Here is a 23,787-nt window from a genome sequence, read left to right as displayed (position 1 = left end):
GTGGGGTAATCAACCCAAGCTATCACGAAACGACGGTAAAACGTATTGGCTTGAACCTATCATGTTGTTTGGGTTTGGTAATACTTCAAAGTAGGACTATAGTTTGCTACATATATTCTACTCAGGATTCAGAAATGCAAAAGGCCGAAGTGGTTACTAACCGCTTCGGCCTTTCTATATCTGGTGGCCCCTGTCTGACTTGAACAAACGTCCAGGAATATTGAGTCACTGGACGCTTTAGACTGCATTACTATGAATGGCGCTAACGATTAGCTACCAATTACGCTTCCGTCTTTCTTGGTGATCATCACAATAGATGAACGCGGTGTGCTGTTACCGCCATCTGGCCAATGTGAAGGTTCTAGCTCTTCACCTGGGTGCTGAATACCGATAAACATCGTTTTGTAATCTGGGCTGAACGTAAGCCCTGTTACTTCACATGCGATGGGGCCCGTCATAAAGCGGCGAATCTCACCAGTTTTAGGGTCACCACAAAACATGGAGTTGTTGCCCATGCCTGCGTAATCACCTTTGTTCGAATATTTACCGTCAGTTTGAATCCATAGACGACCAGCAGCATCAAAGCCTAAACCATCAGGGCTGTTGAACATATTCTCGTTATTGATGTTTTTGCTTCCTGCATACAAGGTACCTTTATGTACTTCAGGGTTTCCTGCTATTACATACAGATCCCAGGCGAAGGTAGGGTGAGCATGATCATCGTTGACTTGACGCCAACGTAAGATTTGACCGTAATTATTTGCTGCGCGAGGGTTAGGTCCGCCAACAGGTTGACCTTCTTTAACACCGCGATTTTTGTTATTGGTAAGAGTACAGAATACGTATTCTTGATTGGGATGAACGGCGATCCATTCAGGGCGGTCCATTGTTGTTGCGCCAACTTGTGTTGCTGCTAGGCGAGTATATAAGTGGATATATTCTTGGTTTGGAAAGCCATTCTCTTTCGTTAAACCATTCTTACCATGAGTAAGAGCGATCCATTGACCTGTGCCACCAATTTTACCATCCTCTGTACTGAATTTTGCGACGTAAATAGTGCCTTCTTCAAGCAGTTGACGGTTTTCTGTATCGTTACCTTCAATATATTTGTTTTTAGAAACGAAGCGATATAAATGTTCACCACGCTCATCATCACCCATGTAGGCGACGATATGACCGTCTTTGTTGATAACAATGGCGACATTTTCGTGCTTAAAACGACCCATCGCTGTGCGCTTCATTGGCGTTGACGTAGGATCCATCGGGTCGATTTCTACAACCCAGCCATGACGGTTCGCTTCATTCGGATTTTTCGCTATATCAAAACGATCATCATGCTGGAACCAGTGATAGCCTGAGTCTTCTTCATTTACACCGTAACGTTTTTGTTCTTTGTTTACCTTAACCGCATTCTTTGAGCCAAAGTAACCATTAAAGTTTTCTTCACACGTTAGGTAAGTACCCCAAGGGGTAAAGCCATTTGCACAGTTGCCGAACGTGCCTAATGCTTTTTTACCCGCTTTGTCTGCTGCAGTTTTGACGTCTGGATGCCCTGCAACAAGGCCGGTGATTTCCATTTCAGTATTGGCGGTAATACGGCGGTTATATTTTGAATCTATAACCAGTTCCCAGTTGTTATCGTCAGTGCGTTTTACTTCGAAAATCGAGATGCCATGAGCTGCTTGTGATTTTTTCACATCATCTGCAGTCATTTTGTTGCCCTGGTGTGAGAATAAGTACTCGTTGTTGCAGTACTCATTGTTTACCGCAAATACACCATGATCATCAGACAGTGGGAAAAAAGTCATACCATCGGTGTTATCACCAAATTGCACTTCTTGGTGCGATGACGGTGCATTACCTGTTGGGTCGAATTGAGGTGCAGTAGGGAACAACCCGTCTCCCCAGCGAATAAGTACTTTAGCATTGTAGCCATCAGGCACAACAACGGTATCATCAGTGCTTACTGGTACAGCATTAAAGCCCATTAGTTTACTGTTTGCTTGCACATTACTTGCTAATGTAGAAACTGGCATTCCCGCCATAAATGCACCCGCAGTCATAACAGATGCAGCACCAATAAAATTGCGACGTGACATGCTGGCATCAATCATTGTCGTTAATTGTGATGCTTCATTTCGTGGTTCAATATCGTTTTCACGGCGTTCAAATGGGCTCATTCGGGTTGTCATTGACTTTATCCTGTGTCGTATAAGTATTGTTATGCGCACATTTGACACTGGTTTTATTACGGCTAGTTTACTGTTTTGTTACAGTAACGTGAATTGTAACTATATGTATCGTTTGTTTTCTTAACTGCCTGAAAGGAAAGGTTATTGTGTTTAGATTAGAGAGGGGGAGAGTAAACTGGTGCAGTTATGGGGACATATGGTTTTGTTTTTTAGACACAAAAAAGCCGCTCGATGAGCGGCTTTTTTGTTGTTTGGAGCGTGCAGCGGGAATCGAACCCGCATCATCAGCTTGGAAGGCTGAGGTAATAGCCATTATACGATGCACGCAAAATAAGTGGTGCCGACTACCGGAGTCGAACTGGTGACCTACTGATTACAAGTCAGTTGCTCTACCTACTGAGCTAAGTCGGCACAATTTATTCTGTTTGTATTCACGCTTGCGCCTAAATACCAATATGGCGGAGAGATAGGGATTTGAACCCTAGAAGGGCTATAAACCCTTGCCGGTTTTCAAGACCGGTGCTTTCGACCACTCAGCCATCTCTCCTGAGTGCGAAGAATAATAATGAATACCGAACACGATGTAAAGCGCTATTTTTCTAACTGGTGAATATATAAACGATTGAATCTAATATAGATATTAATCGGTATTTTTATAGCGATACGGATGAAAAGTGTGCATTAATTATATCTGTCTTCGTCTTTAAATGTCTTCTAGGTGGTGTTCAATGGCATAGTTGGCTTCAGAAAAGCTAAAACCTTTACGGACAAGAAAGGCTGTTGCCTTCTTTTTCTCTGCAAAATCAGCCAATCGCGTTTTATATTTCTTATTTAACTGCTCTAACGCTTTGTGTTGGTCATCTTCCACCACGTCATCTTCTGATTCTTCGCTGAACAGTTCGTCAATGGTGTCTTGGCTTATCCCTTCACTTCGAAGCTTCTGCAGCAATCCGCTGCGGCCCATTTTTTTTGCGTGCTTATTAATGATACGTGTTGCTAGCTGAGATTCATGCTCTGTGTCGATGTTGGAATTCAATACGGATTGAATACGGGCATCGTCAATCCCTTCGCTTTTGAGTCGCATGGTAATATCGCGAATACTTTTTTTACCCGTGTACTTAGTAATCACCCGAGAAATTAACTCGTCAGTATCTGAGTCATCAATAGTACAGAGTGCGTGTTCTATATCAGTCGTGCCCACACCCTGTAATTTAAGTTTTTGAGTTAAGACTTTAGGGCCGTAAAGTCGACAGCGTGACTGAACAAATGTCTCTGCAAATCGCTGGTCTGATAAATAGCCTTGGTCCAGTAATTTTTCTATAACACTAGCGATCCATTCATGGTTATCCGTTTTTCGGATTAGCTTTTCTTTCAGCTTCATTACCGAATAACTACGCTGATTTAACCACCAAACCGCATATTCATATACTTGTTCAACCTTTTGAGCGGGTTTTGGTCCTGCTTTTTTCGTAGATTTGTATTCTGAAGGCATATTTATCCCAAACCGTTAGTCGTTATTTTTTGCGGCTGCGTTGATAACGTTGAGTACGTGTTGTTTCATCAACACTTTTACTTTTACTTAGATGTCACAATGTCTGGTTGGTTGTGATATTGCAAGGGTGAATGCTAATCGCTTTTATGGGGAAATATAGTGGTGGCAGCATATAACAACAAAAGGGCCACTAAAAAGTGACCCTTTTGTTATGATATTAAAGAGTTCGAGCCGCTGTTAAGTGCACTGTAATGGCATAATTAATTTGGCTATCTGCTATAAATCGCGATTAAGCAAAGATGAAGGTATATAAGTAACCAGCGCCAATTGCCATCGTTATGATTACGGTTAAAAACGCTGCAATCATTTGGTTTTTGAAGATAGATTTAAGCAAAATAACTTCAGTTAAACTTGCACCAGCACTACCAATGATCAAAGCCATTACTGATCCCATCGCCATCCCTTTCGCCACTAAAGCTGAACTAAGTGGAATAACCGCTTCAGCACGAATATACAGTGGAATACCAATAACAGCCGCAACAGGAATTGCATACCATTTCCCTTCACCTGCATACTGCACGATTAAATCTGTTGGAATAAAGCCGTAAATGAATGAACCCAACAAGATACCGAGTAATAAGTACGGTAATACTTGTTTAAAGTCTTTCCATGTTGCATTCCAAATACGCATCCAACGGTTTTCTGCTTTGGTCTCTTTTGCTGCACCACACGATGATGACGTTGCAGATCCAGCTGTTGAACCACATGCAGAACTCGCCGTAGAATTATTTGCCCCACAGGTTGCTGTCGCCAGTGCGGGTTTACCTACACCGCATGTTGCCATTAAAGGTGTTTCAACAACCGCTTCTTTTTGAGTGCTGCAGCAAGATGTTGTTTCAACTTTTGGCTTTGAATCACCGCACGTTGTGCCACATGAAGAGGCTGAATCAGCCGCTTCGTAGGCTTCTGGTTTTACGTATCGTTCAAAACCCAGTTTTTCAAGCACAATTCCCGATGTTACCGACACAATCATCGCTGTTAGGAAGTAAAATACCGCAACTTTAACCCCAAACGTAACCACGAATAAGCCAATAATAATAGGGTTTAAAAGTGGGCTAGAGAATAAGAACACCATCATTGGGCCAAACCCTGCACGTGCTCGTAATAAACCTTTTAAAAAAGGGATAGTAGAGCATGAACAGAACGGTGTAATTGCACCGAGTAATGCAGCAATGAAGTAACCTTTACCATTACGTGAGCTTAAAATGGATTGAATTTTTGCGGGTGTTAGAAACTCTTGCAAAATACCAACAAGGTAACTCACGACCAAGAATAGAATAACTAATTCTGTGGCAAGAAACGCAAACATGTTAGCGGCTTCTTTTGCCATACCGATAATTTCAGGACTCATAATATTGCCTTAAATTGATTCATTGTTTCTGGAAGTGTCGAAATAATAAGCCTCGCTCAGTTTGCTGTCAATTATATATTTCGATAAAGGTGGAAATGAATTTTAGTGTTATGATTTGTTAGGCTTTTTATTTTATTTCGTATAGGGGGGATATGTTTAATACTTAACGCTCAATGGCAAACTCAGGCTTTGTCTCGATCTTATTCCCAAGAACCATCATCCAACAGCTCGCGAATAAGACGACTAAACCCACGATGAGAAAACCGTATTCGATAGCATTAACATGTGCGAGAAGTGCGATTAACACATAGCTAAGGCTTTGGACTAGCGTTGCAAACATGGCTAACCCACCGTCTACACGACCACGTTGTGACATTGGAATTGTATGGTGCATCCAGTTGGTTCTTGCAATTCTATTTAGTGCATTAAAGAAGCCAAAAAAAAGTATTAAAACAATAATATACAATGGCTGCATCATTCCACTCATCGCCAATAATGTTAACGCGAGAATGATCATCGAATACTGCATAATATATCGATGGGATACCAGCGCGAGTATTCGTGAAACCAGCAAGCCTGTCATTAAAGAACCAAGACCGAATGCAATATTATACCAAGCAACCCAATTGCCTGAAATATGTAATTCAGCAAACCAAATAGGCACTAATTTGCCTAAAAAGGTAAGGATAGGGTAAGACAAACAAGAAATTAATAAGAACCCATAGAATGTTGGATTTTGGGTGCAAATGTCTTTGCTCTCTTTAAGCTGCTTTATGAATGACGTTTTAAAAGATGGCCTAACTTGGCGATGATAAGGGGTGATTACATAACTGAAGGCTGCAATTCCCGAAGCTACCGCTGCAAATGCCGCAAACTCAACGATTCCCCACATTTCAAGTAGAATTATACCTAATGCTCCCGCTCCCAGTGTTGTGCTTTGCATTACAACTTCCTGATACCCAGATATTTTTGCATATTCATGCTGAGCGTAATTTTCTTGCGTGAAGGCATTGTTAGCATTCCAAGCTATATTGCTTGATACCCAAAAAACTAATTGTGAAAACGCTAATAGCCATTGAGAGCCTAAGTCAAACCAATAAGCGATGCCGACTAACATTGCGGTAATTGATTGGATGATTTGCACCAAAATTAAAATAACTTTTCTTGAATGTCTATCCGTCATGATCGAGAAAAATGGCGTACATAAAAAGGATAATGTTGTACAAACAAGGGCAGTAAGCGCCACAAATGTACCCATATTCGGCTCTTTCAACATGATCCAAGGTAATGCCATCATGAATAAACCCGAGCTGATGCCATCAAAAAATCGTCCTGATAAATAAGGAAAAGTTTTATTTTTCATTGTTCATTCCGTGTGATGTAAACTATTCACTGCTACTCTAGTTCCTCAGGTTAACTTGAGGTCAATGACTTTTTATAGGAGCTTTCATATGGATATGAGCGTGGGGCAAGTTGCTAAACGTGCAGGCGTTACCGTCGCAACTCTTCATTTTTATGAAGAAAAAGGTTTGATTTTTAGCGCTAGAAATCCAGCGAATCAACGGAGATATGAGCGCCAAATCTTGAGAAGAATTGCAGTGATTAAAGCAGCACAGAATGTAGGTTTAACGTTGCAAGAAATATCTGTAGCACTTGAACATCTGCCCAAGCATAAAGCACCGAATAAAGGTGAATGGGAGCAGCTAGCAAAAGAATGGAATCACAAGCTAGAAGAGAAAATTCAAAGCCTGAAAAGCCTACAATCTCAACTAGGAAGTTGTATTCAATGTGGCTGTTTATCGCTGGAAAAATGTGCGTTATATAATCCAGAAGACTCGCGGGGAATCCAACAATCTGGTGCTAAGTTAAGTCAGCCAGAAGCCTAGAGTGGCTTGAGATTACAGCTCGAAAGGCGGGTTTATATTGTTGATGGGGTAACCGAGTATGATTGATCCCCTGACTCATTTTTAGGGTTCCAACTCTTGAATGTCGTATCTCCGCATCGATATTCTGCGAACATAGGGTAGCCCTGTACATTGATTTTATGTTCGATTAACACCGTGCAGCCTTCATCCATCATTTGCTGCTGAAAATCGGTATAGCTAGACACTTTTTCATTGTTTAAACTTTTGGCTACCGTATTGGCTTGTGGCCAAAAGGTTAATATAACTGCAAATGTGACTATTAAAGCACTTACTGTAGTTGCTAATTTTTTCATTCTTACCATACCACCGTGTAAAATTTTAGGACGCCTTTTGAAAGGCAATTTACTTAACCAATACTGTTGTCTTTTGTTTTGGTTATTTGCGATGGGAGTAGTTTAACAATTACCGATAAGCTAACAATACGGTTAAAAAGTAAAACACTGTTGTCATATGGTAATAGTGAGTGAATACTCAGAGATCGCAGTGTCTCTGTAGCTGAGAGCTGGCATGAGCACCACACTCGAGAAAGATAACTGATAGCTCAACAAGTGGTAATAGTGCAGTTAAAATAACAGGGATGAGGTTATTTTTAACTGCACTAATACAGATGGTGCTTAATTCTCAGTTAGAGTTCATTGTACTTTTTAGCAGAACCAAAGCATTTATCTGCAGGGTATTTTGCTTTGTTTTTGATTAGCTTTTTATGGCATGCATCAATAATGTCTACCTCACATTTATCGGCAAGCCTTAATAAGTACATCATTACATCGGCTAACTCTTCTTCTAAGTGTTCTTGTTTGTTTTCTGGTAATGATAGACTTTGCTCTGGTGTTAACCATTGAAATATTTCAGTTAACTCGCCAACCTCACCATTGAGTGCCATCACAAGATTTTTTGGGGTATGAAATTTCTCCCAATCACGCTCTTGTGCAAATTCTGTCAGGGTGCGCTGTAATTGCTTTATTTCAGTCGACATTATTTATCTTTCCAATTGGTATATCCCCAAGTCACCTCAAGGGATAATTACTGCGCACGTAATCGATGCTTATTTTTAAATCCACGGGTTAGCGCTTCAAGTGTACATAATAATAGCCCAAGCCAGATAAAGCCAAAGCTCACCAGTTTCACTTCATCAAATATCTCACCGAATAAGAAGACTGCGAGTAAAAACTGCAGACTAGGTTCAATATATTGCATTAAACCGACCATGGTTAAACTGGTACGGTTGATAGCAAGTGCAAAGAAAATCAGAGGTGCTAACGTTACAGGCGCAGAGCCCATATAGAGTAATAGTGTTTGTATATCTGATGATAATGCAACGCTGCTACCTTGTAGGTATTGCCATAACATAAAGGCAATAGCAAAAGGTGCAAGAACAACCGATTCAATTGTGACAGATGTTAGTGCGTTATATTTAATGAACTTTTTACACAACCCATATAGGGCAAAAAAGCTGCCCATAATTAGTGCAATCCAAGGCAGTTCGCCATAGCTCCATACTTGGTAGCTGATGCCTGCAATGCCCAAAACGACGGCTGCAATTTGCGCATTAGATAAACGCTCTTTTAAAAAGAACACACCAAATGCGATAGCAAATAGCGGATTAATAAAAAAGCCAAGGCTAGCGGCAAGCACTTGTCCATGAGTTAATGCCCAGGTAAAGGCATACCATGATATGCACATGATTACACTGGCTATAACAGTGAATATCAAAGAACGCTTATCATTGATAACCGCGCGATATGACGGTAACGGTTGTCGTAACATCATGATTATTAGAAGCATAACCGGTACCGAGAAGATGATTCTCGAGGCTAAAAGTTCATTGGTGTTAGCTTGTGGCAAGAAGTGGTAATAAAGAGGCAAAATACCCCAGAGCACAAACGAAAAAGCAGCTAAGGCATTTCCAGCGCGATGTGATTGCATAGCGAAACCTAACGATAAAAAAAGTAGTAAGGGATAGGGGATATCCTGAAATTTCCGCTATTCTGTCACTTTATGATGTAGGCGAAAAGCTTTTTATGTGAGTTTGTATACGTATTCATAGGTAAGCGATATTTTGATTAAAAATCAAGGTGTTATTTCTTCATTGCGATTAATGTATTAACCAACCAGCGTTGTTTTTTATTGGTGAGTTGTGCTGAATACTCTTTTTTTACTTTCCAAGAGATAATGTAATATTTTTTAAGTAGCATTTCGATATCTTCATGGCTGTGAGTCAATATTGGCTGGTCAGTGTGCGCATCAACATCAGTGTTATTTGTTCCAAGGAAGTGGCCACAAAAAATACCATTAACGTCTAATGCAGCATCAATGTTGTGCCAGAGTATTGAAAACTCATTTGGTTTGCAGAAAAAGAGACAAGCACTGGCATTGATCATATTGGCTTTTGGAAAGGGGTATTCCTCAAACAAACTTAACTGCAAATCTAAACTGGGGTTAGAGCATGCCAAAGGGTGAGTAGAAAGACGCTCTAAACTACTAATATCTTTATCAAAAGCATACACTTGATACCCCTTTTCAAGTAGGTATAGCGTGTCTCGTCCTGTACCACAAGCAATATCAACAGCGACCTTGTTACGACCGTTATCACCTAGAAATAGGTGCGCATCGACGACGTGTGGCCGAGGTGGTAGCAGTACTTGTGTACTGATATAGCGTCGCCAATCTGAAATGGCCATTCCAAGATGCCCTTATTATCAATGATGAACGAGAACTGATATTTCCAGCTAACATCAAGATGCTCGCTTGGGTATAAGTATAAAAAAAACTGTTTGATACTTTTGTTCAAAGCTTGGAATTCGAGTGATAAATATTCGATAAGGCTTATCGTACTTAGACTAACGCCAGAATAATGATTAAAAAGGTGCTGGTTTACTTATATGTGGCTTATCTACATTATTCATGAAGATTTAATCGTGCGAATGGTATTTTTTTTGATAAAATAATCGCACTATGTGGCTGCAATAATGACTGACAGTCACATCAAGCCGAAAAGGCACTTTTAAAGAGAGAAAAGAATGACAAAGTTAACGGCAGATATTCAAGCTAACAAAGATCTATTTATTGCTGAAACGCAAGAAACCCGCATTGTTTGGGGTCTTTGTAACGTAGATGGTGATTGGTTATCTGTTGAGTCTTCAGAATTTGAAGAGTCAGAAGTTATGCCATTCTGGTCTACTGAAGCTGATGCTAAAGTGCAATGTGAAGAAGAGTGGGCTGAATTCACTCCAACTCAAATTCCACTTGATGTTTTCCTAGAAGATTGGATGATCACTTTATCTGAAGATGAAGTGCTTGTTGGCTTGAACTGGAACTCTAGCCTTGAAGGCACAGAGACAGAAGCAACAAACGTTGCAAAACTGTATCTTTAATTGATACTTCAAAGTCGCATCGATTGATGCGACTTTGCGCTCCTTTTCTAACGCGCCCTTCTACTTTACTGTCCTTTTGTCTAACACTTCCCATCCATCGCTATATTCTGTTCATTCATATTGTTCACATAAAGTTACCCTACTACATATCGCACAATGCTGTTGATGGTTTTATCAATTGATGAATATTGACTATATTTATAGTAAATCAGAAGTGAGGAATGGATTATGGTTCTTTCAGAATGTAAGCGATTATTTGCCGATCAAACCTTGGTTGAAGCACGTGTGATACATGATTTTTTGAGCTCAGGTTGGAGTATAAATTTTGTAGATAAATTAGGTAATGATAATCCTCTTACCGATATCTATGGTATATCATGTAGTTACGATTCATTAGAACAAGCTGAAGAAAAGGTTCACCAAATAGCGAATTGCCCAATATCAATCGATAACTTATTTCGTTTTACTGATCGTTAGCGATAACGAATCATCTAGCTTAATAAGCATGCATTTTACCTTATTCTTTTCGGGGAAGGTAAGCTGCGGGTGAAACACCCTGTAATCAGGGTGAAATTTTAGAAGGCTTACTGATACAATATTGGCATTAGACTATCGAGTTGAACAATCATGCAACAAGAAGAATTTGAAACACTAGTAAAAGATCTATGCCAAAAAGAAACGCTACCTGAAGTACTTGAAGCGCTTAAAGCCAGTGAAGAGCAGGAAGTCGTTGATGCCGCTGTATCATTGACGGGTCAATTCCAGTTAGCTGAAATTGATAATGAAAAGCGTATTTATCACGTTTTCACCCAAGAAAATGATGATGGCAAAGAAGAAGAGTATGTTGAATGGGTAATGAATGATGGTGATGAAATGCTAAAATTTGTTGCATGGTTCTTCTACATTATGTTTGAAATTAAGCATAAAGATACATACCAAGTTGTAGGTCGTACTTACCTACAACAAAAGCGTAGCTAATCGTTACTACGAATTAGAACATATAACAATGCCAGTTTATGACTGGCATTTTACTTATATAGATCTTAAAAAAATAGTAACGAACTCTGCTGTTATCATTTGCTTGCATAAGAAAGCGGTTGCCTATGACTCATGATCAAAAATTAAGGGTTGCTAAAAAGAACGTTCGTGCTAAATTCACAGAAGGTTAACATGTGATGATAAAATTGAGCATTGATGAGTAAAGGTCGAGTAACACGCGAGCATATACTGAGTACAGCTTTTGAATTAGCAAGTAAGGATGGCTTAGACAGTTTAACGATAGGGCTATTGGCGAAAGCGTCTGGTATGTCAAAAAGTGGGTTATTCGCACATTTCAATTCAAAAGAAAATCTGCAGGTTGCCGTGCTGGAATATGCGGGTGATTATTTCTCGTTGCATGTTATTCAACCTGCAAGGTTGGCTGAACCAGAGAATATTGAAAAGAAACTACGATTACTGCTAACAAATTGGTTAAGTTGGAATCAATCGTTTCAAGGTAGTTGCATGTTCCTCGATGCGCGTAAAGAGGGTAGGCAAGGCAATGAGATTATTCAAACAACCTTAGATAAGATTACGCGACGTTGGTTAGATTATCTTTGCCATCAAATAGAAAAAGGGAAGCAAAGCGGTGAGCTAAAAGCTGATCTGGATGCGTGGCAATCGGTATACCGTCTATACGGTATTTACTTAAGCAGCCATCTGTTTCTATCGTTAGCGTTAGAAACCCCTGAGCGAGACAGATTTTGGTTAGGAATTGAAGACTTATTATCAGAATGGAGAGCTAAGTAAGCTCGGTATTTTTGTATCTTCTGTCCCATTATTTACAATAAAAAAGCACGTTCGTTCTATTATGGAGAAGACGATGAGCAGCAAAATTTATTTTAGTCAAAGTAAGCGGTTTAATGTACGTAAAAGCATGGTAAACATGACAACGCGTTTGCATCATGTGCTTGCCCCAAAACATGCGAAAAAAACAGCTAGAAAGATTTTGCTGACGCCTGTTCGTAGCCATCAACCAAGCTCTTTACCTGAGAACTTACTTAAGAAACTGGTAGAAACATCTGAAGGAAAAATGATGACTTATCAGCTAGGTTCTGGCCCTATCTGGGTGCTTGGACATGGCTGGTCTGGTTCGGCGAGTCAGTTCTTTCCTTTAATGGAGCACATTGCAGCATCTGGCTATATGGCCATTGCTTTTGATAATCCTGCTCATGGTCAAAGTGAAGGTATCTATGGGCACTTACCGGGCTTTATAAAAGCATTTGATGACGTACTGGATGCGTTAGAAGAACCTATTGCGGGTGTGGTTGCACACAGCATGGGGGGCGCGATGATTTTAGAAAGCCGACATAGCGCTTTAGAAGGTAAACCTGTTTTACTTGTAGCGCCAGTGCTGAATTACACGGAAAATTTAGTCACCATGGTTGAGCGCTCTGGGTATTCAAGTAAGTTATTCAATGAGCTGATTGATGATATTGCTGTTGAATATCAATGCCCATTTGATTCTATCAACCCTTTTGTTCGTTTGGAAAGCCGCCAATCATCAGCGATTATTGTGCATGACAAAGCGGATAAGTTTGCTTCTTTTGAACTGTCACAACAAGCCAGTGAAATGAAGCATGTACAGTTGTTTGCGACAGAAGGGCTAGGGCATGGTCGTATTTTGAAAAGCCCTCCTTTGCTCGCGGCGTTTGATAAAATAACTCAAAGTGCTTAGTTATCTAATGGTTAAACAGTGCTAGAAACAAAAAGAGCACCTCGAAGGTGCTCTTTTTATATACGTGTATGAAGCGACATTAATTTGTTTTTGCAGGTACTTCTACTTTACTCATTGCAAATCGCTCTACTTCAACATCTAATTCTGCAATTTTCTCAGCCATAAGTGTGTGACAGTGGTCTGCTAACTCTCGTGCATTTTTAAACTGTGTGACATCAATAGGCGCTAACATTTCTGTAATTGCAATGCCGTTGTCACGACGATTTAAGTCTATTTTGTTATGTGTTGTACTGGTACACATCGGCACAATTGGTACGCCAGCTTCAATCGCCATGCGAAATGCCCCTGTTTTAAAAGGCAGTAAGCCTCTACCTTTGCTACGTGTACCTTCAGGGTACATCCACACCGATAGGTTACGGTTACGAATAGCTTCAGCAACCTGCTGAATGGTGTTTCTTGCTTTAGATTTATTTTCACGATCGAGCAGAATGTTACCTGTGATCCAATATAGCTGACCAAAGAAAGGAACCCACAGTAGGCTCTTTTTACCAATCGTAACTGTTCGGGGTCTTAACATGCCAGGATCAGTAACAAAATCAAATACACTTTGGTGGTTAGAAATATAAACACTGTTACCTACATTGTCAGCGTTTTCTACACCACGTGTTTCAACGCGTAGACCAACAATTTTTTGTATTTGATTAAACCAACGGCAAAAGAAATACACATGCTTTGGATTGCGAGGAGTAAATATGCAATAAACCAAAGCAAAAAGTGTCATAAAAATAATAAAGATTGCCGCAGTAAATAGACGGATGAAAGACAGCACAGAAACTCCTTTGTATCAAACAGTTACTTCGATATGTTGTGAATGGCAAATGTCATTCAAATGTTATACTTTACAGAATAGGTCTAAAAAGCGATTGATTCAATTTCACAAAAATACAACAAATCAAAACTAAATTCAAAATTGGTGTAGAAAAACGGCAGCTATTAATCATTTATTTCAGATATTGATCAATAGCAAACTATCGTTTCAAAAACATACGGCATTATGAATGGTATTCGATTAGATAGCTAGCTATGAGGTTGCTCGCTTAATAAATCAGTTTTTTTTGAGTGGTATATGAGCGAGTTAGTATTTCTACTCTAGAGCAAAGGTTAACATCATCCTAAAAATGACCTTAATGAAGAGACGAATGGGTTAATTAATCATCGCAAGTTTAGCTATGGTTAGAGTATCGCCGAGGCGGTTTGCAAAAGTAAAGCAGATAGATTTTTTGTGCTTAATTTCAGCAGAACCTATATGAATATTTTAACCATGTTGTAGCGCTCAAATTCAATGCCATTTCTCAGTGATATTTCAGTATCTATGACTTCAAAACCCAGTTTCTCGAATAACCTTTTAGATATTTTACTCGCAGTCACACTTAAACATTTCTGTTGATTATCTTGCGCGATATTTTCTAGCTGCTTATAGATCGTTGTTCCAACTCCTGCACGTGAAAATTCCGGTAACACATACAATAAAGTAACGTAGTCTGTAGGGTAAAGCTGACCAAACCCGAGGATCTCACCGCAATCAGATATTGCTACATACGTATCTCCATTGGAAAGCATGGTTGTAAACTCATCAAAATATTGAACAGGGTAATCTGCCCACATCTGTACTTGTTGTTCGGTGTACTGTTTTTTACCCAAAATCAGTGCTGCTTGTGCGTATATATGGGCTAATCTTTTTGTATCTGTGGGGTTATATGGGCGTAAAGTGACTGTCGTCATACATACCTACCATCTTGATGAATAGAGCGTTATCGATAGCACTAATGGCTAATCTATTCCATAATATCATCCAAAAATAGATGCTTAAAATAATAATTATGCACGATAAAATTTTAATATAAAGGTTTGGGATAAATCGTGAAGAGTCGCTATTACACAATATTTATAGGCGTGATGCTGACCACGATCGTGGGGTGTTCTTCGTCTGATACAACAAAAGTAGGTCAATCAACATCTAATCTAGATTCTGTTATGGCAAAACACACAGCTAAAGTTGATGCCAACGACATTGATTTTACGAATGTTTATGATGTTTGGAAAGGCACGCCATATAGGCTAGGTGGCAATACTAAACGTGGAATTGATTGTTCTGCGTTTGTACAGGTCGGGTATTCTTCTGTGTATGAAAAGATGTTACCTCGTACAACCTCAGAGCAGGTAAAACTGGGTCGCTATGTTGCTGTCGCGAATGCAAAAGAAGGCGACTTAGTCTTTTTTAAGACCGGATATACAACACGTCATGTAGGTATCTATTTGGGGGGCGCTGAATTTTTACATGCCTCTACATCGCGAGGGGTTATCATCTCTCGATTAGATAATCCGTACTGGAGCCGCAAGTTCTGGCAAATACGACGTATTAATTAAGTTATAGTCAAGATGCCTAACAAGCTCAAATTTTTTGGCGTAGCATTGATAAAGCCCAGCCTAAAAATTGGATAATTAATTCGCGAAAAAGCGGCTCAGCCTCCATACTTTCCCTGTGACCAGAATACTGAGCATTACTAATTATCTTGGCATCAATTAAGCAGGGTAAAATAGCGCCAGTATATATTCTGAGGAGGTAATCATGGCCATGGCAATCTCTATCGGGCAATTTCTCAATAGTCGTAATATTGACTTTAGCCTTACACATCATCGTCATACTGATACGTCTTTTAGCTCTGCTGTTTCAGCGCATGTGCCTACAACACAAGTCGCAAAGGCTGTTATGCTAATCGATCAAAATAACGAATATTTGATGGCAGTTGTTCCTTCAAATCGTCGAGTAATGATTGATAAGATTAACCGTATGACAGGTAAGCAGTATTTACTTGTAAGTGAACATGAGTTATCAAATGTTTTCCAAGATTGCGAACCAGGTGCTGTACCCACATTGGGTCAAGCATACCAAGTGGGTATGTTGATTGATGATATGTTGTTAGAGCAAGATGAGATTTATTTAGAATCGGGTGATCATGAAAACTTGATTCATTTAGATCGTAAGCAGTTTCATAAAGCGATGCAAAATGTTCAGCACCAAAATATTAGCGGTTATCGTATGATACCGTCTCAAGAGCATGATAGTCGTCATTGGGATTGGGAGTGAATATTGAACGGTATTATTCTCTGAATCTTATTTATAACAACTGACCTGACTTGCAATAAAAAACACCCGATAAACGACACGTTTACCGGGTGTTGTTGTATTAAAACGCAGTGATTACTGTCAAAACAGCTACGCTAATAGCATCCGTAACCACAATCCTGGTGGTGTTGACACCCCTGTTGCGATAAATGATATTTCGCCGTCTTTAATGATAACGATACTTGGCGTTGCTGATACTCCCCAAGCTCGGCTTATGTTTCCTTTATTATCGTTAATAACGGGGAAGCTGTATTCACTGTTATCCATAAATGCATTTATCCGGCGATTCTCACCCGATGTTATGGCGACGGATACTACATTAAAATGATCACTCATCCAGTTTACGGTGGGGGATACAAATTTACATGCCGGACACCATGTCGCCCAGAAATACAGCAATACTGGCTTCTCGTAACTCATCGCTTTTAAATCGATAGTTTCATCGTTAATGGTTTGAGCAATCAGTTCAGGTATTTCATTTGATGGCATGTCGCCACTGCGCCAAATGTCTAGCCCTGTACTGAAAATAGTCAATATCGCAATAAACATAACAGCTTCTTTTAGCCAGTGGCGTATCCCTTTCGCTTTCTTTTTCTTGTCTTTATTCTCAGTTTTTTTCTGAGGTATTTTAGGTGATGTGTTTCCGTTCAATTCTGACATGTATTCACCTTTACCCATTATTCGCCTGAGCTGAAACCACGGCATTAGATGAACCACTCGCGACACGAATGGCATTTAATACATCATCTGAATTTAAAATCACAGGTAATTGGATCCCTAGTGGTGCACCTGGGCCATAAACAATATTAAATGGCACACCAAAGCGACCGTAAGACTGCAAGAAACCTGTTACATAATCTGATGGCTTCGTCCAATCACCGCGCATTAACAGCATGTTATCTGCGCCAAGTGTTGAATAAACTGGCTCTTGAAGTAATACACCAATCTTGTTGGCTTTACAGGTAATACACCAGTCGGCAGTTACATCGACAAAAACGGTTTTACCTTGGCTAACAGCACGTGCTATTTCATCTGTTTGCAACGGCACCCATGCATGATCTGCAGGCAGTGGCGTCGCCCAATGATCTGCAGTTACGCTGCCTAGAAGCATACCGCCAGCAGAACCAAAGATTAAGAAGGCGAGCGTGAAGATAACAGGCTTGCGTCCTTTCACGTTTCCTAAGCGCCATAACAACAGTACGATTAAACTAAGACCGATTAACCAAACGAGACTTGTACTTATGAAACTGGTCATCAAAGTGAGTAACCAAATGCTGGTGGCTAGCATCATCAAACCAAACACGGTTTTTACTTTGTCCATCCACTTGCCGGGCCTTGGCATCATTTGAGCCAATCGTGGGAACAAAGCAATCAGCAACCAAGGGGCTGCCATACCAATTGCAAGAGCGGTAAAGATAGCAAATAGGGTGATGTAATTAGCCCCTAGTGCAAACGCAACGGCAGTGCCTAAGAAAGGCGCACTACATGGGGTGGCGAGTAAGGTTGCAAACATACCTTGAACGAAATGTCCGGTATGTGAGTTATCACCACGAGTTGCTAACCATGTATTCGCATTACTCGATAAGCGAATTTCAAATAGCCCCAACATGTTTGCAGCGAACAAACCCGTGATGAGGATCATGGCACCAATAAAGTACGGATTTTGAAACTGGATACCCCAGCCTAAAGCTTGACCTGATATTTTTAGTATTACGAGAAAGCCTGCAATTAACCAGAAGGACGTTAGAATACCTGCTGCTGATGCTAAAAATTGCGTACGAATTTGGCGTTTTTGTAGCCCTTCAGCTGATATTACACTACTCAGTTTCATGCCTAAAACGGGCAGTACGCATGGCATGATGTTAAGAATCAATCCACCTAATAAGGCGATGCCAATAATTTTGAGTAGGCTGGTATTGGCAGCTATCGGTACAATTTGATTGGTTGCTATTGCTGAAAGTTCAACGGCCATATTCTCATCACTGATTGTGACAGCCATCTCTTCATTGAGTAATTCCGGATCTCCAAACCAGCTTGATGCACTCATTGTCGCGATCATTTGATTATCGTTAATGGCAATCTTTGGGGCTAAAAACGACGTGTCTTTTACATTCTGAGATTGGCCATCAATAAATACATCTGGTTTGTTCCAGCCTGCTGTATTCGTTGCTACAACAGTAAGTTCTTTCTTTGCTTGGTTCCATGAAATCATGTCTAGAGACACGGCTTGTGATGTCTTTGGAACTTGGCTCATACCTTGATTAAAGACATGCATTGCGTTGGTTGATAACGGTAAATTAGCTGGCGTGAAATCCAATACCAACTCGTAATCTGTTAGAACACAAATGCTGGTACATGATGACATAGTCAATTTACCCGAGAGGAAAACAGGCTTGTTCATATCATCAATATGGAAAGTCATCGGAAAGATAACGTGTTCTTTATAACCAAGCGTTTCAACGCCCAAAAATTCATAGCGTTTTGGCATTGGCCATTGCCAATCTACAGTATCGAGGTTATTGGATAGTTCCCAATCAACCTTTGGCGCTATGCCTCCTTCACCAGGAGAACGCCAATAGGTTTTCCAATCGTTAGCAAGTTTGACTTCTAAAAAGCCTTCCACTGTTTTTGCTTCAAGATCTTTTTGCCCTGTAAGCATTAAGCGAACTTCAAGCGGGGGATGCATAGGGTTCACTAACCAACCAGTGCTTTCATCTGATGCATTGGCTGTAAGTGAGAAAAGTGCGAGAAACGACGCACTGATCAATATGAACAGTGAAACGTAAGAGTTGAATATTTTTTTCAAGGTGGATCTCCAATAAACGCTAAAACAAATCATGTTGGCTTTTGCCAGATGTAGAAATGCTTGAGGGTTTATTCTCGAAAAACACACAAGGTTAAATGAAGCCGTCGGGTAGGGGGGATCGGTTCAGTTAAAACGGGAATGCGGTATTGCATCGTACTCAGCCAAGCGAGCACAACGATCAATAGTGATATAAAGATGAGGGCATGTTCAAAAGAGTGTTGATGAACTTGAAGCAGGTGATCTGTCATGTCACATTGCTTGTCAGTTGCTCCATCAATGCTGCTATCACTTGTATTCGCTGTTGATACAAGTTCTGCGTTGGCATGTTGGTCATTGAAAAGCGATGCTTCAGATGAACGGTTATCAGCACTCATTGGGCACGACGATATAAAACCAGCCCGTTGTCCTAAACAGACAACGATAACTAGCCAAACCATAACCAGTGACCATTTTGCAATGTGGTGATTTCTCACCCCAAAAGACATACTGATAGCGAACCTTTCATCTTTGATTAGCGATAACGTAATTTACAGGCTTTAAATAATAGTAAAAGCCGTATTATATTTCATAATGTTCATCTGACCATAAAACAGCAGCATTTGTTTCAATTATTTTGAAATAATCTATATACCCAAGTTACCTCAAGATGCTCGTTTCAGCGAGAATTTATTAGGCTTTAGGCAAGGCGCTAATTTATAGACCTAGTGGTTCTACGTTGAAAATTAGCAACGCCGTATAAAGCCCAATAAAACTCGCCCTTTGGGAGTGACTCAACGTGTCTACTTCTGTGTCAAATGTGTTTGAAAGGGAATGCCATTCCCACACACACTTTCCTTGAATTAAACACGTTGAGGTCACTCTGAATCCTGCATTTTGAGGTGACTTGGGTATAACCCCCCTATTTTATGCGATGCGCATTGTCAGTATTTTATACGTGAATCTCAAGTTATTTTTGTAAGTATATGAGCCGAGTCGTTGGTGATGTAGCAGTCAACACAAAAAAGCAACGGCGCACATTTAGAGAGAAAGCTCACATTATTGCACATGATATGCAACTAGTTTTATTTGTTGCTGGTTTATTTCTATTCCTGACCTATCTTTTCAGCACATATCATCGAATGGGCGTTCGTGGTACTACACATGATATTCGATGGAGTGATGTCAATGGCCATTCTTTCAACTTTTGCTTGTAATGGTCACTTTTGTGTATCCATATACCAATAAGAAAGGATTCATCATGTTTAACTTATTTCCACGTAAACATCCGTCACTTCCGCAAAATGACAGCCAACGACAGCAAGAAAAGCGTCATAAACAACTGGATAATACACAAGGAAAATATGTTTGGGATCTTGAGCACCCCAATGTGGCGCCTGTACCAATGGTAAAAGAAGTGCCTAAAGAAGCTGATCCTACTTTAATTTGGGGGATCACTGTATTGAAGGTTTTAGTGCCTATTGTGGAGAATCTCGTTGCCAACGTAAAAGATGCTGCTGAACTGGTAGATATCAAAGATGGTTTGGGCGAAGTTTCAGAAGCGATAGGGAATTTGAAGCCAGGACAGCAGTGGACTTTAATCACTAACACAACTGAGATGCTGAAATCATTAGTCGACTTATATCTTAGGTTGGTTCGTTCTGAGGTGAAGGAATACCGTGAAGATGCAGGATTAGAAGCCTATAAAGATCTGTTCAAAAAGATCCCATTACCGGCAGTTGCTGAGGTTTTCCAACAAAATGACGTCTTCGCTCGTTATCGGGTTGCAGGGCAAAACCCAATGCTAATAAAAGGAGTTTCCAGCCTGCCGGATAACTTTCCGGTTAGCGAAATGGGGTATCAAAAAGTGATGGGGGCGGACGACACGTTAGTAGAGGCTTTGGCTGAAAAGCGGATATACCTTTTGGATTACTATGAATTAGAGATACTTGTAGATAACCCTCAAGGGCCAGAGAAACAAGTATTCGCCCCAATTGCACTATTTGCAATTCCCAAGGGTGATAAATCACTGACTCCAGTTGCCATTCAGGGTGGTCAAAACAAGGATGATTTTTCGATCAGCTATGCAATTGATAGTAATGATAATTCTCCAGAGTACTGGCAGTGGCAAGCCGCTATGTCTTTGGTTCAAGTGGCTGATGGTAATTATCACGAACTTTTTGTACACCTCGGTCGTACGCACTTGATTATTGAAGCGTTTACCATCGCAACGAACCGCTGTCTTGCTGAATCACATCCGATTAATGTGTTACTGCTTCCCCATTTCGAAGGAACCTTATTTATTAACAATAGCGCTGCAGGTTCTTTGATTGCTTCGGGTGGACCTATTGATGATATTTTTGGTGGGAAAATTGAATCGACACAGCTAGCAGCAGGAACAGACCGGCTTGAACTCGATTTCTATGGTTATATGTTGCCAAATGATTTGGCTACACGCCAAGTGGATAACAAAGATTTCTTGCCAGACTATCCGTATCGTGACGATGCCCTTTTGATTTGGGATGCGATTCAGAGTTGGACGACGGAATATATCGATGTTTATTACGCTAATGATGCAGCAGTAACTGACGATTATGAATTAACGGCATGGACAGAGTCATTAATGGCGGAAGGATCGATCAAAGGATTTAAACCTATCACAACTCGAGAGCAGCTCTCGGAAGTGCTTACTATGGTCATTTTCACTTCCAGCGCACAACATGCAGCCGTCAATTTCCCTCAAAGTTTTTTGATGAGCTTTGCTCCTGCTGTAACCGGAGCTATTTGGGGTAAGGATCCGACAAACGTTCAGACAAAGGAAGCTTGGCTACAAAACTTTCCTCCAATGCGAGAGTCTCTAGAGCAGCTTTCATTGCTGCAAATATTAGGAGGCGTTTATTATCGACAACTAGGTGAGTACCGTACTAATAACTTCCCGTATTTGGATTGGTTTGAGGATGATAAGATCACTGATGAAGGCGGACCGTTGAGTCAGTTCCAAGCCTCTTTAGCCGATATCGAAAAAACGATTAATCTCCAGAATGAAACTCGTCAAGAATATAGTTTCTTATTACCAAGTAAAATTCCACCAAGTATTAATATTTAAGTAAGCCTTAAGTCGGTAAAGGCGAGAGGTAAACTCTCGCCGTCATAACCATAAACTTCAGGCCGCCTTTTTGCCGTTGTGAGCAGCATTTTCTTTGTGAGTAGTATTGCCAGGTTGGGGGGAGCTTTCCTTAAAAGAAGCTAAGCAATTTTGCGCGTTGTATTTTCAGATTGGTTGATAAACTCGGCGTGAAGAGCACATATCGCCGCTTTGTAATATTTGTCTTCCACAACAAACTGTACGTTAACATTACGCATGGAAGAGTGGGCAGCTATTGGTGAAATCTGCTTGTCTGTTAAGGCGAGTATGCCTTTGCTTAAAGCAGTATTGGTATTGATAGAGGCTCCAATAATTGAAATTAGTGCGACCATGCAGCCTGTAATCGTCGAATTTGGGTAGCGTTTTTCTGCTTTGTAGAGCAATTTGTTTAAGATTTCTGTGCCACCACTTAAATAGTAGGTAATAGAGTTGGCGTTCATCTCTTTACCAATTAATTTCACTCTGGCATCTGAGATGATCTCCATCAGCTCGTAGCTTACATTATCTACCTTGCCCACCATGGCCTGGTCAAAAATGTGTAGGGCAAAGACTTTACTTTTACCTGCAATGATTTCCACTCTTTCAGCGTCAGGTAGGTAATTCTGTGAAATCAGTGTGCCCTGATGTTCGGGTTCAAAGGTGTTTTTGATACGTAATTCAATGTTTTGTTGGCGTAGCCCAGACGCTGCATTGGGGTGGATCGCCTCCATTCCTAAATTGGCCAGTTGATCGGCAACATCAAAGTTGGTATGTCCCATAGGAAATACGTTTTCTGGACCGACGACGCGAGGGTCAGCACTGCTTAGGTGATATTCCTTATGGATGATGGCCTGAGTAGCGTGCGTTAAACAGGCAATACGACTAAAGGTAATTTCGCTGTAGCCGCGATCATAGGTTTTCATCAATCCTTCATCACAGTAGGCATAACCTGTGACTATAGGCAGCTCTTTAGTGACATCAATATTGGCAAATGCGCGTTTGATGACGTCATCTAGGCTGCCATAGCTTTTGTTATCCCAACCGGACAAATCAACAAACGTGGCGTTAATACCAAGGGTTTTTAATTTTAGGGCAGTATTATAGGCACTGTGTGCCTCACCGAGCGACGATAGGAATTCTCTGATTTGAGGCAAATAATGACGCAAAGAGAATTGGCCGTACTGACAAGTTTCTATAATGTTAGTGATACAGCTTACTGCATCAGTAATCCTTGACTTGATAAATTTATCTGCACGTCTGCGATTAAGGGGATCGGCAAACATATTTTCGTTGACGAGTAGCATACGCATTTCTAAATCAGCGACAGCTTTTAGCCATGTTTCATCGCGCTTGGCAATATACTGATAAATTCCGGGTTTTCCAGAACGTTTGCACTCTAGCAGCGCATCGGTGATACCGCTGTAAGCGGATACCACAAAAACGCGATTATAGGGAGATTTAGGGCGTAGCATTATGTTATCTAAGATCGCATCGAATGCTGACATTGATGTACCGCCGATTTTCTCTACGGTATAACTCATGAGGGAATCCTTTACTCATTTGATTACATCTGGGAAAAGGGGG

At 40.5% G+C, this 23,787-nt stretch carries 23 protein-coding genes and 3 tRNA genes; 9 read left to right on the top strand and 17 right to left on the bottom strand.

Annotated elements, in window-relative coordinates:
- Positions 1 to 269: 269 nt before the first annotated feature.
- The 7 genes from C9J12_RS14150 to C9J12_RS14120 form a co-directional block, all read right to left on the bottom strand.
- On the bottom strand, positions 270 to 2,180 hold the full coding sequence (locus C9J12_RS14150; RefSeq protein WP_170111788.1) for a PhoX family protein: 1,911 nt from the start codon (positions 2,178 to 2,180) through the stop codon (positions 270 to 272).
- Between the two features lie 264 nt (positions 2,181 to 2,444).
- Positions 2,445 to 2,519 (bottom strand) — tRNA-Gly (locus C9J12_RS14145).
- A gap of 8 nt (positions 2,520 to 2,527) precedes the next feature.
- Positions 2,528 to 2,603, bottom strand: a tRNA-Thr gene (locus C9J12_RS14140).
- A 45-nt stretch (positions 2,604 to 2,648) separates the two neighbouring features.
- A tRNA-Ser gene (locus C9J12_RS14135) sits at positions 2,649 to 2,739 on the bottom strand.
- Between the two features lie 156 nt (positions 2,740 to 2,895).
- A complete protein-coding gene (locus C9J12_RS14130) occupies positions 2,896 to 3,684 on the bottom strand; it encodes a RecX family transcriptional regulator (protein ID WP_107243304.1) in 789 nt (262 codons plus the stop codon).
- 289 nt (positions 3,685 to 3,973) lie between these two features.
- Positions 3,974 to 5,095, bottom strand: coding sequence for a permease (locus C9J12_RS14125; RefSeq protein WP_107243303.1), 1,122 nt, complete (start codon positions 5,093 to 5,095; stop codon positions 3,974 to 3,976).
- A gap of 163 nt (positions 5,096 to 5,258) precedes the next feature.
- Positions 5,259 to 6,458 carry an MFS transporter gene (locus C9J12_RS14120; protein WP_107243302.1) on the bottom strand — a complete coding sequence of 400 codons (1,200 nt, stop codon included), beginning with the start codon at positions 6,456 to 6,458 and terminating at the stop codon, positions 5,259 to 5,261.
- Positions 6,459 to 6,546: 88 nt separating this feature from the next.
- On the opposite strand from C9J12_RS14120, the gene soxR reads away from it, so the two are divergent.
- Positions 6,547 to 6,981: a redox-sensitive transcriptional activator SoxR gene (gene soxR, locus C9J12_RS14115; RefSeq protein ID WP_107243301.1), complete on the top strand. Its 435-nt coding sequence runs from the start codon at positions 6,547 to 6,549 to the stop codon at positions 6,979 to 6,981.
- A 32-nt stretch (positions 6,982 to 7,013) separates the two neighbouring features.
- On the opposite strand, the gene C9J12_RS14110 is transcribed toward soxR, so the two are convergent.
- The 4 genes from C9J12_RS14110 to C9J12_RS14095 form a co-directional block, all read right to left on the bottom strand.
- Positions 7,014 to 7,313, bottom strand: coding sequence for a hypothetical protein (locus C9J12_RS14110; protein WP_107243300.1), 300 nt, complete (start codon positions 7,311 to 7,313; stop codon positions 7,014 to 7,016).
- Between the two features lie 332 nt (positions 7,314 to 7,645).
- A complete protein-coding gene (locus tag C9J12_RS14105) occupies positions 7,646 to 7,996 on the bottom strand; it encodes a nucleotide pyrophosphohydrolase (RefSeq protein ID WP_107243299.1) in 351 nt (116 codons plus the stop codon).
- A gap of 47 nt (positions 7,997 to 8,043) precedes the next feature.
- A complete protein-coding gene (gene rarD / locus C9J12_RS14100) occupies positions 8,044 to 8,946 on the bottom strand; it encodes an EamA family transporter RarD (RefSeq protein WP_107243298.1) in 903 nt (300 codons plus the stop codon).
- 152 nt (positions 8,947 to 9,098) lie between these two features.
- A complete protein-coding gene (locus tag C9J12_RS14095; RefSeq protein ID WP_107243297.1) occupies positions 9,099 to 9,701 on the bottom strand; it encodes a class I SAM-dependent methyltransferase in 603 nt (200 codons plus the stop codon).
- Between the two features lie 339 nt (positions 9,702 to 10,040).
- On the opposite strand from C9J12_RS14095, the gene C9J12_RS14090 reads away from it, so the two are divergent.
- From C9J12_RS14090 to C9J12_RS14070, 5 genes are all read left to right on the top strand, one after another.
- The gene (locus C9J12_RS14090; protein ID WP_107243296.1) at positions 10,041 to 10,394 is read left to right on the top strand and encodes a DUF2750 domain-containing protein; all 354 of its coding nucleotides are present in this window, start codon (positions 10,041 to 10,043) and stop codon (positions 10,392 to 10,394) included.
- A 228-nt stretch (positions 10,395 to 10,622) separates the two neighbouring features.
- A complete protein-coding gene (locus C9J12_RS14085) occupies positions 10,623 to 10,871 on the top strand; it encodes a hypothetical protein (RefSeq protein WP_107243295.1) in 249 nt (82 codons plus the stop codon).
- Positions 10,872 to 11,021: 150 nt separating this feature from the next.
- Positions 11,022 to 11,372: a hypothetical protein gene (locus tag C9J12_RS14080; protein WP_107243294.1), complete on the top strand. Its 351-nt coding sequence runs from the start codon at positions 11,022 to 11,024 to the stop codon at positions 11,370 to 11,372.
- A gap of 216 nt (positions 11,373 to 11,588) precedes the next feature.
- Complete coding sequence (locus C9J12_RS14075) at positions 11,589 to 12,182, top strand: TetR/AcrR family transcriptional regulator (protein WP_107243293.1); 594 nt, start codon at positions 11,589 to 11,591, stop codon at positions 12,180 to 12,182.
- A gap of 73 nt (positions 12,183 to 12,255) precedes the next feature.
- Complete coding sequence (locus C9J12_RS14070; RefSeq protein WP_107243292.1) at positions 12,256 to 13,110, top strand: alpha/beta hydrolase; 855 nt, start codon at positions 12,256 to 12,258, stop codon at positions 13,108 to 13,110.
- 79 nt (positions 13,111 to 13,189) lie between these two features.
- Here C9J12_RS14070 and C9J12_RS14065 read toward each other — a convergent pair whose 3' ends face one another.
- Together C9J12_RS14065 and C9J12_RS14060 are read right to left on the bottom strand one after the other, a co-directional pair.
- A complete protein-coding gene (locus C9J12_RS14065) occupies positions 13,190 to 13,891 on the bottom strand; it encodes a 1-acylglycerol-3-phosphate O-acyltransferase (RefSeq protein WP_407675682.1) in 702 nt (233 codons plus the stop codon).
- A 521-nt stretch (positions 13,892 to 14,412) separates the two neighbouring features.
- Positions 14,413 to 14,892: a GNAT family N-acetyltransferase gene (locus C9J12_RS14060; RefSeq protein ID WP_170111783.1), complete on the bottom strand. Its 480-nt coding sequence runs from the start codon at positions 14,890 to 14,892 to the stop codon at positions 14,413 to 14,415.
- A gap of 174 nt (positions 14,893 to 15,066) precedes the next feature.
- Here C9J12_RS14060 and C9J12_RS14055 point away from each other — a divergent pair, with 174 nt between their 5' ends.
- Positions 15,067 to 15,537, top strand: a complete 471-nt coding sequence (locus C9J12_RS14055; protein WP_193944673.1) for an NlpC/P60 family protein — start codon at positions 15,067 to 15,069, stop codon at positions 15,535 to 15,537.
- 202 nt (positions 15,538 to 15,739) lie between these two features.
- Positions 15,740 to 16,258 carry an aminoacyl-tRNA deacylase gene (locus C9J12_RS14050; protein WP_107243290.1) on the top strand — a complete coding sequence of 173 codons (519 nt, stop codon included), beginning with the start codon at positions 15,740 to 15,742 and terminating at the stop codon, positions 16,256 to 16,258.
- A 129-nt stretch (positions 16,259 to 16,387) separates the two neighbouring features.
- Here the strand turns inward: C9J12_RS14050 and C9J12_RS14045 are convergent, their stop codons facing one another.
- The 3 genes from C9J12_RS14045 to C9J12_RS14035 all read right to left on the bottom strand — a co-directional run bounded on the left by C9J12_RS14045 (position 16,388) and on the right by C9J12_RS14035 (position 19,540).
- Positions 16,388 to 16,957 (bottom strand): protein disulfide oxidoreductase, encoded by a 570-nt coding sequence (locus C9J12_RS14045; RefSeq protein ID WP_193944670.1) that lies wholly within the window; start codon positions 16,955 to 16,957, stop codon positions 16,388 to 16,390.
- Between the two features lie 10 nt (positions 16,958 to 16,967).
- On the bottom strand, positions 16,968 to 19,103 hold the full coding sequence (locus C9J12_RS14040; protein WP_107243289.1) for a protein-disulfide reductase DsbD family protein: 2,136 nt from the start codon (positions 19,101 to 19,103) through the stop codon (positions 16,968 to 16,970).
- A gap of 68 nt (positions 19,104 to 19,171) precedes the next feature.
- On the bottom strand, positions 19,172 to 19,540 hold the full coding sequence (locus tag C9J12_RS14035; protein WP_107243374.1) for a hypothetical protein: 369 nt from the start codon (positions 19,538 to 19,540) through the stop codon (positions 19,172 to 19,174).
- An 800-nt stretch (positions 19,541 to 20,340) separates the two neighbouring features.
- Between C9J12_RS14035 and C9J12_RS14030 the strand changes: the two genes are divergently transcribed.
- Positions 20,341 to 22,185, top strand: a complete 1,845-nt coding sequence (locus C9J12_RS14030; protein ID WP_107243288.1) for a lipoxygenase family protein — start codon at positions 20,341 to 20,343, stop codon at positions 22,183 to 22,185.
- Positions 22,186 to 22,325: 140 nt separating this feature from the next.
- Here C9J12_RS14030 and C9J12_RS14025 read toward each other — a convergent pair whose 3' ends face one another.
- Positions 22,326 to 23,744 carry an aspartate kinase gene (locus C9J12_RS14025; protein ID WP_107243287.1) on the bottom strand — a complete coding sequence of 473 codons (1,419 nt, stop codon included), beginning with the start codon at positions 23,742 to 23,744 and terminating at the stop codon, positions 22,326 to 22,328.
- Between the last annotated feature and the right edge of the window lie 43 nt (positions 23,745 to 23,787).

It is taken from the genome of Photobacterium frigidiphilum, assembly GCF_003025615.1.
Lineage (GTDB): Bacteria > Pseudomonadota > Gammaproteobacteria > Enterobacterales > Vibrionaceae > Photobacterium > Photobacterium frigidiphilum.
The sequence above is the reverse complement of the archived record's forward strand: the minus strand, read 5'-3'. Positions and strand labels throughout refer to the sequence as shown.